The 15,714-nt window shown below is 70.2% G+C and carries 13 protein-coding genes; 8 read left to right on the top strand and 5 right to left on the bottom strand.

All coding sequences use genetic code 11. The features are described 5' to 3' along the window. Positions 1–27: 27 nt before the first annotated feature. The 3 genes from GL259_RS06160 to GL259_RS06150 all read left to right on the top strand — a co-directional run bounded on the left by GL259_RS06160 (position 28) and on the right by GL259_RS06150 (position 2,840). A complete protein-coding gene (locus GL259_RS06160; RefSeq protein ID WP_159529918.1) occupies positions 28–633 on the top strand; it encodes a TetR/AcrR family transcriptional regulator in 606 nt (201 codons plus the stop codon). A 62-nt stretch (positions 634–695) separates the two neighbouring features. Then, positions 696–1,571, top strand: a complete 876-nt coding sequence (locus tag GL259_RS06155) for an IS5 family transposase (protein WP_159529916.1) — start codon at positions 696–698, stop codon at positions 1,569–1,571. A gap of 84 nt (positions 1,572–1,655) precedes the next feature. Then, complete coding sequence (locus GL259_RS06150; RefSeq protein ID WP_159528761.1) at positions 1,656–2,840, top strand: IS701 family transposase; 1,185 nt, start codon at positions 1,656–1,658, stop codon at positions 2,838–2,840. Positions 2,841–3,126: 286 nt separating this feature from the next. Here the strand turns inward: GL259_RS06150 and GL259_RS06145 are convergent, their stop codons facing one another. Then, complete coding sequence (locus GL259_RS06145) at positions 3,127–3,636, bottom strand: DinB family protein (RefSeq protein WP_159529914.1); 510 nt, start codon at positions 3,634–3,636, stop codon at positions 3,127–3,129. Positions 3,637–4,141: 505 nt separating this feature from the next. Here GL259_RS06145 and GL259_RS06140 point away from each other — a divergent pair. Next, a complete protein-coding gene (locus GL259_RS06140) occupies positions 4,142–4,879 on the top strand; it encodes a hypothetical protein (protein ID WP_159529912.1) in 738 nt (245 codons plus the stop codon). A gap of 434 nt (positions 4,880–5,313) precedes the next feature. Here GL259_RS06140 and GL259_RS06135 read toward each other — a convergent pair whose 3' ends face one another. Next, complete coding sequence (locus GL259_RS06135) at positions 5,314–6,282, bottom strand: WYL domain-containing protein (RefSeq protein ID WP_159529911.1); 969 nt, start codon at positions 6,280–6,282, stop codon at positions 5,314–5,316. Positions 6,283–6,379: 97 nt separating this feature from the next. On the opposite strand from GL259_RS06135, the gene GL259_RS06130 reads away from it, so the two are divergent. Further along, positions 6,380–6,739 (top strand): VOC family protein, encoded by a 360-nt coding sequence (locus tag GL259_RS06130; RefSeq protein WP_159529910.1) that lies wholly within the window; start codon positions 6,380–6,382, stop codon positions 6,737–6,739. A gap of 361 nt (positions 6,740–7,100) precedes the next feature. Here GL259_RS06130 and GL259_RS06125 read toward each other — a convergent pair whose 3' ends face one another. Continuing rightward, a complete protein-coding gene (locus tag GL259_RS06125; RefSeq protein ID WP_159529909.1) occupies positions 7,101–7,904 on the bottom strand; it encodes an SDR family oxidoreductase in 804 nt (267 codons plus the stop codon). Between the two features lie 593 nt (positions 7,905–8,497). On the opposite strand from GL259_RS06125, the gene GL259_RS06120 reads away from it, so the two are divergent. Continuing rightward, the gene (locus tag GL259_RS06120) at positions 8,498–9,025 is read left to right on the top strand and encodes a DUF6228 family protein (RefSeq protein ID WP_243762261.1); all 528 of its coding nucleotides are present in this window, start codon (positions 8,498–8,500) and stop codon (positions 9,023–9,025) included. Between the two features lie 155 nt (positions 9,026–9,180). Here the strand turns inward: GL259_RS06120 and GL259_RS06115 are convergent, their stop codons facing one another. After that, positions 9,181–9,813: a response regulator gene (locus tag GL259_RS06115; protein WP_159529908.1), complete on the bottom strand. Its 633-nt coding sequence runs from the start codon at positions 9,811–9,813 to the stop codon at positions 9,181–9,183. Between the two features lie 448 nt (positions 9,814–10,261). Further along, the gene (locus GL259_RS06110; RefSeq protein WP_159529907.1) at positions 10,262–10,603 is read right to left on the bottom strand and encodes a transposase; all 342 of its coding nucleotides are present in this window, start codon (positions 10,601–10,603) and stop codon (positions 10,262–10,264) included. Positions 10,604–11,003: 400 nt separating this feature from the next. Between GL259_RS06110 and GL259_RS06105 the strand changes: the two genes are divergently transcribed. Continuing rightward, positions 11,004–11,330, top strand: coding sequence for a CU044_2847 family protein (locus GL259_RS06105; RefSeq protein WP_159529906.1), 327 nt, complete (start codon positions 11,004–11,006; stop codon positions 11,328–11,330). Next, positions 11,327–15,643 (top strand): trypsin-like peptidase domain-containing protein, encoded by a 4,317-nt coding sequence (locus GL259_RS06100; protein ID WP_159529905.1) that lies wholly within the window; start codon positions 11,327–11,329, stop codon positions 15,641–15,643. The genes GL259_RS06105 and GL259_RS06100 overlap by 4 nt, the downstream gene beginning before the upstream one ends. Positions 15,644–15,714 lie beyond the last annotated feature (71 nt).

Raw genomic sequence — 15,714 nt, 5'->3', positions numbered from 1 at the left:
GCTCCACAAGTCGGGTAAGGTGAAGTCATGGCACGCCCACGACAGTTCGACGAGCAGGAGGCGGTCACCGCAGCGACCGAGCTGTTCTGGCGGCGCGGTTACCACGCCACTTCGGTCCGCGACCTGGGTGACGAACTGAAGCTCACGCCCAGCAGCCTGTATCGGACGTTCACGGACAAGCACACGCTCTTCCTGCGCGCGCTCGACCACTACCGGGCCACCGAGTCCGCGGAGGCCCGCCGACGTCTGGACGCGAGTGACCGCCCGGTTCGTGAGGTGCTGCGGGAATGGATGCTGTGGCTGGTGACCTGCCCAGCCGCCGGCGAGTCCGGCCGCGGCTGCTTCGTAATTAACACCGCCACCGAACTCGGCACCACTGACGCCCAGGTCCAAGAGCGGACCGAGGCTGCGTTCGCGGTCACCCGGCAGGCCCTGCATGCGGTACTGGCCGAGGGGCGGGAGCGAGGCGAACTGTCCACCGATTTCGACATCGACGGAGCCGTGGAGTCGCTGTTCACGACAGTACTCGGCCTGCGGGTGCGGGAGCGCGCCGGTCACGACCTGGGGCGCCTGACCACCGCAATTGATCTTGCGATCCGAGCTCTGGGGGCCGAACCCGCGCAACCCGCCTGACGGCAGCGGGAGATGCGAGAGCCAGTTCGGAGCGCTGATCACCCCCGGTGCATCATCACCCGGTGAGCCGTGGAGACCTGACAGACCAGCAGTGGGGGCGTCTGGAGCCGCTGCTACCGCCGCTACCGTCGAGGGGACGCCCGCCCAGGGGGCGCCGCCAGGTGTTCAACGCGATCTGGTGGCGGTCCAGGACCGGCTCGCCGTTGCGGGACATCCCCGAGCGGTACGGACCGTGGGCGACGGCGTACGCAGTCTTTCGCCGCTGGCAGCGAGACGGCGCCTGGGCCCGGATCCTGGCAGCGTTGAACGCTACCGCCGATGCCGACGGGATCCTGGATTGGGAGGTGTCGATCGACTCCACCGTCTGCCGGGCCCACCAGCACGCTGCAGGAGCCCGCAAGAAAGGGGCTTGCGTGCCCGCGATGCCGGAATCGCTGGTGAGCGTCGAGCCCGACGACCATGGTCTCGGCCGCTCCCGCGGTGGCCTGACCAGCAAGGTCCACCTGGCGGTCACCGCCTCGATGCACGTGCTGGCCGTCATCGTCACTGCCGGACAGCGCGGGGACGCCCCACAGTTTCCACCGCTGATGCAACGCATCCGTGTGGACCGCCCGGCCGGTGGACGCCCACGCACCCGGCCCGACCATGTGTTGGCTGACCGCGCCTCTTCCTCACGCGCGATCCGCTCTGACCTGCGCCGCCGCGGCATCGCGCACACGATCCCGGAGAAGCAGGGCCAGGCCGGACACCGCCTCCGACGCGGTTCGGCCGGTGGACGACCTCCAGGCTTCGACGCGGAGCGATACAAAGCCCGGCACGAGGTCGAGTGCCGGATTGGGCTGTTGAAGCAGGCCCGAGGCGTAGCGACGCGCCACGACAAGCTCGCCTGCCGATACGAGGCCACCATCCAGGTCACCTTGATACGCCAGTACCTGTGAGCGGACCGAACACATCTCAAACAGGCCCTAGTACTGCAACGGTGCTTGCCGTGACTGTTGGCCAGGTGGGTCGTTGGTGTGGTTATGGGTGGGGACCTTGCTGATGTCAGGTTGTGGGCAGGTGAGCTGGACGCTCTGCATGAGCGGTTCGTGCACCGGTTCAGCAGGTCGGAGCCGCGGGAGTCGGCGCTGGCCTATATGCGGGGGCTGATCGCTCCGCTGCAGCGCAAGAACGGCTGGACGCTGGCGGAGGAGGCCGGTCATGAGGGTCCGGACCGTATCCAGCGGATGCTGAACCGGATCGAGTGGGACGCCGATGAGGTCCTCGACGACGTGCGGGACTACGTCGTCGAGCATCTCGGCGACCAGGACGCGGTGCTGATCGTGGACGACACCGGCTTCCTGAAGAAGGGGACGCGCTCGGCCGGGGTCCAGCGGCAGTACTCCGGCGCGGCCGGGCGGACGGAGAACTGCCAGGTCGGCGTCTTCCTCGGCTATGCGACCGCTCGCGGCAGGACGTTGATCGACCGCCGGTTGTATCTGCCCACGTCCTGGACGGAGGACCGGGAACGGTGCCGGCGGGCCGGCATCGGCGACGAGGTGGCCTTCGCCACCAAGGTGGCCATGGCCAAGGCGATGGTCCGCCGCGCGATCGCCGATCGCATCCCGTTCCGGTGGGTGACCGCGGACGCCGCCTACGGCTTCTCCAAGGGCTGGCGCTCCGAGCTGGAGCAGGCGGACGTCTTCCACGTCATGGCCACCACCCGCCACGACACCGTCGTCACCCGGTGGTCCATCGATCACTCCGTCCACGAGTTGTTTCCCGGCCTGCCGCGGCAGAAGTGGAAGCGCCGTTCCTGCGGCGAGGGCGCCCACGGCCGGCGGATCTACGACTGGGCCCGCGTCGAGGTGAGGCCCTGGCACCGCGAGGACCGCCGGCACTGGGTGCTGGCCCGCCGCAGCGTCAGCCGCCCCGAGGAGATCTCCTACTACATCGCCTACTGCCCGGCCGGCACGACCCTGGACGAGCTGATCCGCATCGCGGGCAGCCGCTGGGCGATCGAGGAGTGCTTCCAGAGCGCGAAGCAGGAGTGCGGCCTGGACGACTACCAGGTCCGCCGTTATCCCGGCTGGCACCGCCACATGACCCTGGCCATGGCCGCCCACGCCTGCCTGACCGTCCTGCGCGCCCGCCAGCTGGATGCGGAGAAAGCAGAAACGGATCCTCCCAGCTCATCCACCTCAGCCTCGCCGAGATCCGACGCCTGATCACCCGCCTCACCAATCGCCGGCCCACCCCGGTCGATCACATCCTGCACTGGTCGACCTGGCGACGACGACGCCAGCACCAAGCCCGCGTCAGTCACTACAAGCGACGCGGACACAGTCCCTGAACTGGTCAGCAATCAACACAAACACCGTTGCAGTACTAGTACCGCGACGGTGCCCGCTCCGACTGCCGGCCGCTTCCAGGGGCGGCGCCCGCGCCCATCGGGTGCGCGGGCGCACAGGACGGCCGGACGGACCCGGGCCGCCGTGGCCGGGGGCGGCGGACTCAGGCGCCCACGGTCCCGTCGACGCCCTCACGCAGGAAGTCCGCGTGCCCGTTGTGGCGGCCGTACTCCAGGAGCACGTGCATCATCACCATCCGCAGCGATACCTCCCGGCCCCATCGCGGCTGATGTCCCACCTGGTCCAGGGACTCCGCCTCGCGCTCGATACGGCGCGAGTTCTCCACCTCGGCCTCCCAGGCTCCGAACGCCTCGTCCCTGGTCGACGCGCTCGCGTCGTACGCCGCCTGGAAGTCGATCTCGTCGGACCAGACCATGGGCGCGTCGTGGTCCTCGAACACCCGACGGAACCAAGCACGCTCCACCTCCGCCATGTGCCGCACCAGGCCGAGCAGCGAAAGCGTGGACGGCGGCATCGGCCGCCGTCGCAACTCCTCGTCGGTGAGACCTTCGCACTTCATGGCGAGGGTCGCGCGGTGGTAGTCGAGGAAGGCCCGCAGCGTGTCGCGTTCGCTGCCACAAGTGGGCGGTGCTGTGCGGTTGTCGGTGGTCACTGCTTGTGCTCCTCACCCGTGCCTGCGTCGAGGGCCGGTACCCGCTCCCGTCGGCTGTCCCCTGCGAGGGCCGCAACCGGACCTGATTGTCCCCACAGAGGCCGCCGAACGCAGCCACCGGAAAGGCCCATTGGCCCCCGCAGCCGCACCTCCTGCTCGGAATCGAGCATTCGGGCGTCACCGCACCCGTACGGGCCGCCGCCCGGCCGGCCGAGGAAGCACGTGGGCGGTTGCACCGCGCGGACGCCGGATCAACCGGCCTCGCACGTCCACTGCCGGGCGACCGCGCCGGTCGCAGCCTCGACGAGTGGCGGTGGCCGGAGGTGCCGGCATGCTGACGTCTCCCCGGATGCCCTGCCCCGCGGCCCGGCCGGAGGTAGGGTGCGGATGTGCGTTGATCTCCCGGGCGGCGGCCCCGTGCAGCCGCGGACGGTGCGGGGCGCCTCTCGAAGAAGGGGCCGCTCCGGCAGGCACACCTGTCGTCACCTCAGCGGAGATCCCCACCATGACTGCTCAGCAGCCTCTCACCTACGACGCGCTCGTCGAACTCGCCACCGCTGATCCAGCCGTCGTCGGCCTCGTCCTCAAGGGTTCCCGAGCCCACGACGGCATGATCACCCGGCACTCCGACCACGATCTGTACGTGGTCGTCGCCGATGACGCCACGACCGGCCTCACCCGGTTCGCGGGCCACCGCACCACCGAGCTGGACCTCGTCATCGTCTCCCTCACCGGGTTCCGCGCAGCCGGAATGCCCGGTTTCGAGCGCTACGCCCTCGCCCGAGCCCGGATCGTGCTCGACCGGCTCGACGGAGGCATCGCCCGGATCCTCGCCGACAAGGCCCGCCTGGGCGCCGATGAGGCGTTCCAGAACGCCAGTGGCTGGCTCGACGCCTACGCCAACTCGCTCTACCGCTCCGTCAAGAACCACCGGGACGGCCAGGTCCTCGCCGCCCGCCTCGACGCCGCCGACAGCATCCGGTTCCTGCTCGAGCTGCTCTTCGCGCTCGACCGCCGCCCCCGCCCCTACAACAAGTACCTCGAGTGGGAGCTTGACCGGCACCCGCTTCCGGGCTGGGACACCGAGGTGCTGCTCCGCGCCGTGGACCGCGTCTCGGCAACGGGCGACGTGTCCCTGCAGCGACACCTGTTCACCTCCGTCGAGGCGGCGGTCCGAGAGGCCGGGCACGGCGAGGTACTGGATGCATGGGGCGAGGACCTGGACCTCATGCGGCCGCAGTGAGGGGGCGGGGAGGCTCCCCGCGGCCGGGCTCGCAACCGGTACCCGGGTACGGGCTTACCGTCGGAGGTGTCCCCGCCCGCACCGGGCGCGGAGATGACGACGGGAGTGGTCACCATGACGGATCCGGACCGGGTGCCGCGGTCCTGCAGGCTGTCCACCACCGAGCGGCCGCTGCGGGTCGGGGAATTCGACGCGTTGTTCGCCGGCCGGCTGGCCGGTGCGGACCGGCCGGCGAGGTCCTCGCTGTCACGGGCAGGGGCGGCGTCCGCGAGGTGGGTCCACCGGCAGGCTCCACCTGAGTGCGGACGGCCGCTGCCGCCCGCTCTCCCTGATCGTCCGACCGCTCGAAGCCGTCCCGGGCGGTCGCCGCTCGCCACGACGAGCGCGGCCACGTCTTCGCCGGCACAGCCGCAACAGCAGCACTCGCCCTTCGGCTAGGAACCCGACCGCCCGGACGGATCCTGGGCGTACCGGTGAAGGATCCGTGCCGCGAGCTCGCGGATCCGGTCGCGGGCTTCGGGGGGATCGGTCACGGTGAGGTCGTCCGCGAAGGGCAGCAACTGGCGCACGTCCTCGATCTCCCGGCACGCCACCGTGATCGTGACCTCCTCGCCCTCACGGGACCGCACGGTCAGACGGGAGCCGAGGATGCGCCCGGCACGATCGAGCTGGCGGGCGGCGAGCCGTGCGTGTACCCGCACGGCATCGACCGTCTCCCAGCGCGAGGTCAGTTCCGTCACCACGTCGGCGAGGGTCGTCCCGGGGCGCAGCCGGCGCGGGGCGCGCATCGGCCGCCAGTCGACGAGCCGTTCGAGGGCGTACAGCCGGGGGACTCCCGAGCGGTCGGCGACGAGGTACCACCGGCCCGCTTTGGCCAGGAGACCGTACGGATCGACGACCTGCCAGGCCGGCTCGACCTCTTCGGAGCGCCGGTAGCGGATGCGCAGCCGCACGCCGCGGCGTACGTCACCGACGACGGCGCTCGGATCGGCCCCCTCGGCGTCCCGGCCGAACCAGGGTCTGTTGTCGGTGGTGACGACGGCGCTGATCGGCAGGCGAGACGTCGCCGGCTGTGGTCGTGCGGCGACCTTCGCGCGGGCCCGGCGGCTCTCGGCACCGGCGCCCAGCTGGTGTCGCTGCTCGTCGTCCAGGCCGTGGAGCGCGAGGTGGTCGCGCTCGGCCGGAGTGAGCCGCGAGGTGTCGAGTGCGCCGCCGGGCAGCAGCGTCACCCCGCCCCAGCGGCCGCGCTCGACCAGTACCGGAAACCCCGCCTCCTGCAGCCACCGCAGGTCTCTCAGCACGGTGCGCACCGAGACCCCGAGCCGGTCCGCGAGATCGGCCGCGGTGACGGCCTCTCGGGTCTGGAGGGCCAGCAGCAGGGAGAAGAAGCGATCCGGGGTCATGACGCCGAGCGTCTCACGGGAACACGACAGGATCTGTCATGTATGACCGGCAGACTCCTCTCGTCCGGATCGACCGGAAGAACCGGAGGAGCCGCTCATGGCAGTCCCGAACATGGTCATCGTCTACGTCTCCGACGCACCGGCGTCCGCCCGCTTCTACGCGGAACTGTTCGACATCGAGCCGAGTTTCGAAACACCCCGGTTCGTCTCGTTCCGCCTCACCGACGGGTTCGACCTGGCCCTGTGGAGCGGGGTCCCGGACCGTTTGACGGCGCCGCGCACCAGTGAACTGTGCGTGACCGTGGACGGCGGTCCCGAACAGGTCGACCAGCAGTTCCAGGACTGGACCGCGAAGGGCGTCAGGACGGTGGAGGAACCCCACGACGAGGTGTTCGGCCGCACCTTCGTCGTCGCCGACCCCGACGGCAACCTGATCAGGGTGGCACCCGTCGACTGACGCGTCGGGCCCGCCAGGGCGAGGCGCCGCCGCAGCCGGGGGAGCACGACGGGACGAGACGGATGCCGTCCGGCCGCACCCGGATGCGTACGGGCTCGGGCCGGGCGGCCGCCGCGCGGTCAGGAGGGCACACTCGCCGGCCCCGGGGATCCACGAAGCCCACGCCCGCCCCGGCCCGTTCCCCTGGGCCCGGCGAAGCGCCCCGGAACCGGCGGAGGCCCGGATGCGCCCCGAGCCGAGGAGAAGCCCGGGGCACGACGGAAACGGGCCGGGGCGGCTCCAGGGCGGTTCTCCACGCCCTGCGGCTCAGGGGCACGCCGGGCTCGACGGCAGCCGTCCGCGGGGGTGGGTGCGGGGCCGGTCAGCCGCCTCCCCGGCGGGCCGCCGTGCGGATCGCCAGTTCCGCCTCCGCCAGGGCGGTGATCGGGGCCGGGTCCTCGAGCCCCGGTACGCACACCACCTCTCCGGCGTCCAGAGCGGCCAGCGAGGCGTCGACCACCTGGTCCACGGGCATGCCGCCCTCCTCGTGCACGGACTGCTCACGCCCCCGGACCGGCTCGTCACCGCGCGAGCGGTGGAACTCGGTGGCGGTCAGACCGGGACACAGCACCTGGACGCGCAACGGGGTGCCGGCCAGTTCGGCGGCGAGGGTGCGGGTGAAGGTGACCACGTAGCCCTTGGTGCCGCCGTACACCGCGCGCTCGGGCAGCGGATGCGGCGGCAGCGCCCCGGCGAAGGCCAACTGCGAGGCCACGTTGACCAGGGTGCCGTGCCCGCGTTCCAGCATGGCCGGGACCGCCGCCCGCGTCAGCGCGGTGACGGCGAGGACGTTGACGCCGAGGACCTTCGTCATGAGTTCCGGTTCGAGTCCGGCGAACGGACCGTAGCCGTTGATCCCCGCGTTGTTGAGGAGGAACCCGATGTCGTCGCCCGCCGCACGCCGCGCCACCCGTGCCAGGTCGTCGGGCTCGGACAGGTCGGCCACGAGGGTCTCCACCGTGGTGGCGGTCTCCTCGCGCAGCCGCTGTGCCAGGTCGTCGAGCCGTTGCGCCCTCCTGGCCACGAGGACGGTGTCCCATCCCCGGACGGCCAGTCGTCGCGCGTAGGCCGCGCCGATACCGGAGGAGGCCCCCGTCACCAGGGCCGTGTCACGTCGTGTGCTCACTTGTCCGTCGCCTCCCACCCCGCCCCCTGCGAATGCCGTGCCCGCCGACGAGTACCCGGCCCGGCACGACCACCAACCGGAGTATCCCGCCGGGGCGCCCGAGGCGGCGCCCGCGGCGCGAGCGCACGGTGGGGACGGCCGTGACCAGCAGCTTGAGGACAAGGCCGTCGCGGGCGTCGGCGGCGGAGACCGCGGTGACCAGCGGCAGGCCCTGGGCGTCGGTCAGGATGCGGAACGGAGCCCGGCGCCGGTTTGTCCTGGTCGACCGGATTCGACCCGAGGAGCCGGCCCCCTTTTCGCCCGGACCGAGGCAGAGTCGACCGGGGCGGCGGACCAGTCGATCGCTCCTGCGGCGCCGAGCCGGCCGAGAACCTCAGTGTGGAGGCGTCGCCACAAGCCGGTGCTCCGCCGGCGCGGCTGAAGCGGCGGTATCAGCGGTACTGCTGTCTTCCACGGCCCATCAGGAACCGGATCACACTCAAGATCCACAGCTGCAGTGGACGATCATGCCTCAAGGCGGCCGCGCCCGATGCCTGCCCTGCCCGTCCGAGAAAGGGGGTTGGCTGCCCAGCCCGCTCTTCTGATCTGTTCGCGTGATCGACTACGACGATTCCGGTCGCCCTGTGGTCCGGGTGGGAGACCCCGGTTCCGCCCGCCTACTGCTCTCCGAGCCGATACGACCGTTCGAGGACGAACCAACGCTCGACTTCCTCGTCAGGGCCTGCGGGCCATGGGGAAATGTCGAGACCTCGGTGCAGACCTGGGACGGCGACGGCCTCGACACCTTCCTCGCGTCGCTTGCCGAAGACTTCCGGGGCCGGGAAGGAGTGCGCACCTGGCACTCCCTTTGCTGCGACCTGACTCTCTCGGCGGAGCACCGTCCCGGTGGCCACGTCCAACTGACCTGGGGCATCCACGACCGAGCGCCCTCCGAGGAATGGCATTCCGCGACCACCACGGTGCACGCGGCAGGCGAAGACGTGCGCAACCTTGCCGCCGAGATTCATACGCTCATCGCGAGCGTCGCGAAGTGGCCGAAAGGGCCCCAAGGCGGCGCCCCACCACGTGAGATGACGTCTCAGGGCAAAGGGCCCGGACCGATCATGATCCGAGGCCTTTGACGTCCACTTCTGACATCAACGTGAGCGGTCACTGATGACCTGGGTCCCTCTTCCTGAGCGGTCGGCCCATATGGCTTATGGCTTCGCTCTGCGTGTCCTGGACGACACGGGTATAGGTGTCCAAGCCGACCTGGGCGAACCGTGCGACCACGAGATCAGAGGGACCCCAACCGTGCCCGCTCCATAAGATCAATCACGTAATGGACCAGTTCGACCGGCGTGGTGGTGGCAGCGAAGATTCTTCGATCAACGCCCCTCTCGGGATCGAACCGCCCTGTATAGATCAACACGGGCACGTCAATTCCGTACTGGTCCAACACGCGCAGCATCTTGATGCCTGCCTGCCGATCGCCGTCCCGATCCAGATCGCTGATGAGGATGTCGTATGGCCTCCGGCGGAACAGGGGCGTGGCTTCCTCCGTCGACAGAGCTACGTCGATGTGCATGCCGGCCGTCCGGAAGAGCTCAACAAGCGGAGCATTTCCTTCCGGGTGATCGTCAACCCACAGCATCCTCCCGCCCTGCAATACATCGGCAGCGTGCTCCAGCCTGCCCAGTGCTGTGCGCCTGGCGGTCGCGGTGACAGTCGTCCGGCTCTCATCCTGAGCGCGATCGAGCAACTCGGCAGCGAGTTCGATCTCGACACCCAGGGCTCGTACAGCAGTCAGCCGTGGCACCATCCGTTGGATGAGCGTCCCTCGCAGGGTGAAGTACACGGTGGCGGCGAAGGCCACCCAGAGTATTGCAGGGACCGTTCCGATGAGCTTGATCCATAAGGCGTCGGACATCCCTATATGGTCGGGGACAGGACCCTCGCGGCGTGGCCACTTCGCTGAACATCGTCGATGACGAAGCGCTGAGCCGGGGCGGGGCGTGCCGGCAGACGTCACGACACTGCCCAAAGCGGGCAGCAGAACCGAACTCGAGATGTCAGGGCACGGACCTGTGACGACATCGGCCCACTGCCCAAAGCAGCCAAGCAACACATCCGAGGCCCTTGCAGGCGCGCCAGTTCGCGGGGACCAAGCCGATGGTGCCCGCCCCGCGAGCGCGCCAGATGGAGTGGGGAACAGCGGGGAATCACGGGGAAAGCAGCCGAGCCGCAGGGACCGTGAAGCGGCTGTTCGAGCAGGTCAGCCCTTACTGCACCCCCTGGTGTCCACAGCTTGTGAAGCTTCGGCCTTGTCCGGTCGAATCGGGGCCTGCCGAACGAGCCGTGTGACTGGGATGGCGGGGTTACTGGCGGACTGCTGAGAGCCGGCTATCGAAGGTGATGTCGAAGGCGTTCAGCATGGTCTTCCAGCGCATGGTCCAGCAGGCCTGGACCTCACCGGTGGTCGGGTCCTTCCCGGACGGCGAGATCACCGTCTCGTCGACACCGGTCGGACGCCTCTGCCGCTTCCTGACGGTCTTGGGCTCGAACGAGCCGTCCCGGGCGCGGGCCCCGCGAGCTCCACCGGTCCGACGTCGGTCAGTACGGTCCTGGAGCGTTTGCCGCTCATGGGAGTTGCCGCCGTCCTTGCCGGCCGGATCATGCTCGTCATAGCCGAGGTGGTCGGTGATCTCGCCTTCCAGCACGGACTCCGGCAGCCGTTCGGGCAGCCGCTGCCGGCTCGCCGACCTCGTCCTCGGACATGTTCTCACTGGTCATCGATGCATCCTCCATGATCGGGAGTTGCACCGAACGATTCACAGTTCCCCATCGAGCTCGCCCTCGGCGATCTTGGTCGATTACCTGGTGCGGTCGTCGGCGTGCACGGCCGCGATGAACGCGATCTGCGGGTGCTTCTGGCCGATCGCACCCTCACGACCAGCGAATTCATGCTGCGCGAAGCCCGCAGGGATTCGTCGGACATGACTCGGGAGCGCCCGGGAAAGGGCCGCAGCCGGAGATCGAAGCTACTGTGCCAGGCCGGGCAGAACTGATTAACTTCCCTGACTACCAAGAAACCTGACGGACCGGCAGAGAGGTCATTGCGTGTACCTGAGTGTCCCCTTCGAAGACGGTGAGGTCTTCGTAGTCGAGTTGTCCGACGAGCAGGGTTCCGGGGTGATCCGGGCGAGTCGCGGTGAGGAGCTCTTCGAGACGTCCGCCGATACGTTCGAATCGGGCATGGCCCGGGTGCAGCGGGTGGCCGCGACCATGCTGGAGCGGCTGGCGGATCTGCCGCGCAGTCCTGATCACGTCCGTGCGGAGTTCGGACTCCGGGTCACGGCGGAGGCGGGCCTGGTCGTGGCGAAGGGATCCGGGGACGCGCACATCAGGCTGGAGCTGGAGTGGAACCGCCCAGAAGGCGGCACGTGACGTCGGCGGGCGAGCCGGGTTCCGCGTGGGAGCGCGGAACGGCCCGGGTACTGGACGACGGCCGTCCGGTCGGGGTGGCGTTCCTGATCCCCGGACGGATGCTGCTCACGTGCGCCCACGTCGTCGCCTCCACCGCGAACCTCCCGGAGGACGAACCGCTGCCGGATTCCCTTCCGGTCACCCTTGATTTTCCGCTGCTGCCCGGGCGGTCCGAGGTCACGGCCCACGTGCACTTCAGCGTGCCCGTGGCCGGTGACAGCAGCGGCGATGTCGCCGTCCTGCAGCTGAGTGGCGAGCCCCCGGTGGGTGCCGTGCCCCTGCGGATCGTGGAGGCGGAGGATCTGGCCGGGCACCGCTGGCGGGCCTTCGGCTTTCCGAGATACCCGGGGCGAGGCGGCAGCAGGGACGCCGGGATCTGGACCCGCGGCATCGTCGAGGGCCGCGAGGGTACCGGCTGGTGGCAGCTGACCTGCGACGAAAACGCACCGTTTTCACTGGCAGGAGGCTTCAGCGGGGCGCCGGTCTGGGACGAGGAACACGGCGGTGTCATCGGCGTCGTCGTCGCCGTCGAGGGGGACCAGCGGCGCCGGACCGGCTACGCCCTCACCGTGGAGTCCCTCACCCGGGAGTGGCCCCAGCTGCGCAGAAGGCTGCTGGCGGACACCCCGTACCGCGAACTGCTGTCGTTCACCGAGCGCGACCGCGCCGTTTTCCACGGCCGTACGAACGAGACGCAGCGGCTGATCGAACTCATCGAGCAGCAGCAGGTACCTGTCCTGCCCGTGCTCGGACCCTCCGGAGTCGGCAAGTCCTCGCTGGTCGGCGCCGGCCTGCTCGGACACCTCGACAGCGACCGGTATGTGATCGCCCGCCTGCCCCACGGGCTGCGCCTCACCGCCGAGGAGTTGCTGGCCTGGGCCCTGGCCTCGGCGGGAGATGCGGACACCATGCAGCCGGGCTGGCACGACCGCTGGTCGGCACTGGCCCGGCAGCTCACCGACGAGCAGGGCATCCGTGCCGCCGTGGAGCAGACACTGGCCCGCCACGGTGGACGATCCCGGCTGGTGCTGGTGGCCGACCAGTTCGAAACGCTGCTCGCGGACGCGCCCGACACCGCCCGCCGGCTGGACGCCGTGCTCGGGGTCCTGACGGCCCGCCGCACGGACGGCAGCCGTCCCGCCCAGGCCGTGGTCGTCACCCGGATCGACTACCTCTCGCACATCGAGCAGCTCCCCCAGCTCCGTACAGCATGGGAAGCCACCTCCGCAGTGGTCCAGCCGATGACGCGGGCGCAACTGCGGGAGGTGATCACCCGCCCGCTGGAGGGGCACGCTGGGGTCCGGTTCGCCGACGGCCTGGTCGAGCGACTGCTGCAGGACACCCCGCCCGGCCCGGCCGCGCTGCCGATGCTGGAGTACGCCCTGAGCCGACTGTGGGAGCGACAGGAACGCGGGTGGCTGACCACCACCGCGTACCAGGAGCTCGGCGGCGTGGAGGGGGCCCTGGCGAAAGACGCCGAGAGCAGGCTGTGGGCCTGGGCGGACGAGACCGAGCGGCAGGCACTGGAGCGGATCTTCATCCAGCTCGTGCGTCCCGGCGAGCAACTGGACGCCGGGGAACGCGGCCCGGACACCCGTCGGGTCGCCGCCGGCACCGAGTTTTCCGCGGGCGACTGGGCGTTGATCCACCGCCTGGCGAGCACGCGGCTGATCGTGGTGACGCGCCGCCCGACGGGGCGGGACACCGCTGAGCTCGCGCACCAGGCACTGGTGGAGAAGTGGCCGCAGCTGCAACGCTGGGTCGAGGAGAACCGGGAGTTCCGCAGCTGGCAGGAGGGCCTGCGCCGTTCCTTGCAGGCATGGCAGGAGCAGGGCCGCCCGCAGGCACGGGTTCTCAGCCAGGAACAGGTCACGGAGGCGCGGCGGTGGATCGGCCGACGCGCCGCCGAAATACCCGTCGAAGAGGCCGAGTTCGTCGAGGCCAGTGCTCAGGTCCAGCAGCGTCGCGCCCGTCGGCGCCGCCTGCTCCTCGCGAGCTTCGCCGTGCTCACCGCACTGGTCCTCGTCGCGGTCTTTCTGGCCACCCGCAGCGCCCGCAGCAGCAGTGAGCAGCGGGCCCTGGCCGCCAGCCGGAGCCTGACGGAGCAGAGCCGGCAGCAGACCAGCGCCGACCCGGCCCTGGCGGCTCGCCTCGCCCTGGCCGCTCAGCACATCTCCCCGACTCCGCAGACCCGCGCGCAGCTCCTGTCCGCGGTGTACTCACCCGTACAGGCCACCCTCACGGGGCATACCAAAGCGGTGGAGTCGGTCGCCTTCAGCCCGGATGGCAAGGCTCTCGTGACCAGCGGAAACGACGGCACGGCACGGCTGTGGGACGTGGCGGGGCACCGGCAGCTGGCTTCGCTCGACGGCCGCAGCAGCCAGGTGCACACGGCGGTGTTCAGCCCCGACGGCAGGACCCTCGTCACCAGTCACAACGGGTGGGAGGTACGACTGTGGGACGTCCGCACCCGAAAGCAGACCGCTGTCCTGACCGGCGCCGGAAGCCCGGCCCTCTTCAGTCCGGACGGAGACACGATCGTCACCGGAGGTGAGCAGGGCAAGGTCCTGCTGTGGGACGCCCGTACCCATCAGAAGGTCGACGAACTCCGGGTCCACCGCAGCGACGAGGGGGCCTGGCCCTCCCACCTGGCATTCACTCCGGACGGCACGACCCTCGCCGTCACCGTCATCGGCTTCCGCGCCAGCAAGAGCGACCAGTCCAGGGTGCAGCTCTGGGACGTGCGGGAGGGGCGGCGCACGGCCATCCTGAAAGGCCATACGGGGCAGGTGGCTTCGCTGGCGTTCAGCCCGGACGGCGAGACGCTGGCCACGGGGGCGAGTGACGCCACGGCGCGCCTGTGGGACGTGCGCGGGCACCGCCCACTGGCCACGCTCCCAGGACACAGTGGCACCGTGTGGGCCGTGGCGTTCAGCCCGGACGGCCGGATCCTGGCGAGTGGATCCCAGGACCGTTCCATCTGGCTGTGGGACGTGGGGGAGCGCACGGCCGTGACCGCGCTGAACAGCCATACCGGGGATGTGGACGCACTCGCGTTCAGTCCGGACGGCGCAATGCTGGCCAGCGGGTCCACGGACGCCACGGTCCGGCTGTGGGACATGCGGGTCGGGCAGCCGCTCGCCACGATCGCCGTGGACAGTTCGGTACCACAGACCGTGATCTCGACCCCCCGAGCCGAGTACAGCCCCGACGGGAAGGTACTGGCGGTCAGCGACGACACCGGGGCCGTCCGCCTGTACGACGCCCGTACGCGGCGCACGCTGGGCCGGCTGACCGGGCACAGGGGCAAGGTGAACTCGGTACGGTTCAGCCCGGACGGCAGGTTGGTCGCCGCGAGCAGCAACGACAGTCCGGCGGTCGTGCTGTGGGACGCGCGCACCCGCCGTCGCCTCGCCACCCTCGACGGCCACCGCAGGCCCGTGCAGTCCGTCCTCTTCAGCCCGGACGGCCGGACCCTCGCCACCAGCAGCTACATCGACGGAACGACCCGCCTGTGGAGCGTACGGAGGCACGAGCAGCTGGCGTCCATCGCCGCCGGGGCCGGCTGGACGGTCTTCAGTCCGGACGGCCGGACCCTCGTGACCGGCGGCTTCCAGTCCTCGTCCGTGCAGCTGGTGGATGTCCGGACCCGCCGTCGCCTCGGCACTCTCGACGCGGTCAACAAGATGGTCCACTCCGTCACCTTCAGCCCGGACGGCAGCACCCTGGCCATGGCGAGCGGGGACGGAAAGCTGAGGCTGTGGGAGGTGAGCCGCCGCCGCCTCACCGCCACACTCGTGGGGCACACCGACACGGCGCAGTCGGTTTCCTTCACCCCGGACGGGAAGACCCTCGTCAGCAGCGGCCGGGACAGCGCGGTGAGACTGTGGGACGCGCGCACCCACCGTCGGCTCGCCACCCTCACGGGCCACACCGGCATCGTCTGGTCGGCCGTCGTCAGCCCGGACGGGAAGACCCTGGCAACGTTCGGCGACGACCGCACCATTCGCCTCTGGGACATCGAGTCCCACCGGCAGTTGGCCCTGTACACCGGGCACACCAGTCCCGTGAACTCGGCCCTCTTCTCCCCGGACGGGAACACCCTCGTCACCAGCAGCTCCGATCTGACCGTACGGCTGTGGGACACCCGCGCCTTGCGTGACCTCGCCACCCTCACCGACCGGGCATGCACGCTCGCGGGCCGGTCCCTGACAGAACAGGAATGGGACCGCTACGTCCCCGACGGAGTCGCGTACCACCGGATATGCCCCTGAGCCGTGGCCCGCACCACCGAGCCTCCGGCCTGACGGCGCGGCCCTCCGGCCGCGCTCCCGGGTCGACGGTC

Source organism: Streptomyces sp. Tu 3180 (genome assembly GCF_009852415.1).
Classification (GTDB): domain Bacteria; phylum Actinomycetota; class Actinomycetes; order Streptomycetales; family Streptomycetaceae; genus Streptomyces.
This window is presented reverse-complemented; position numbering and strand designations above follow the sequence as displayed.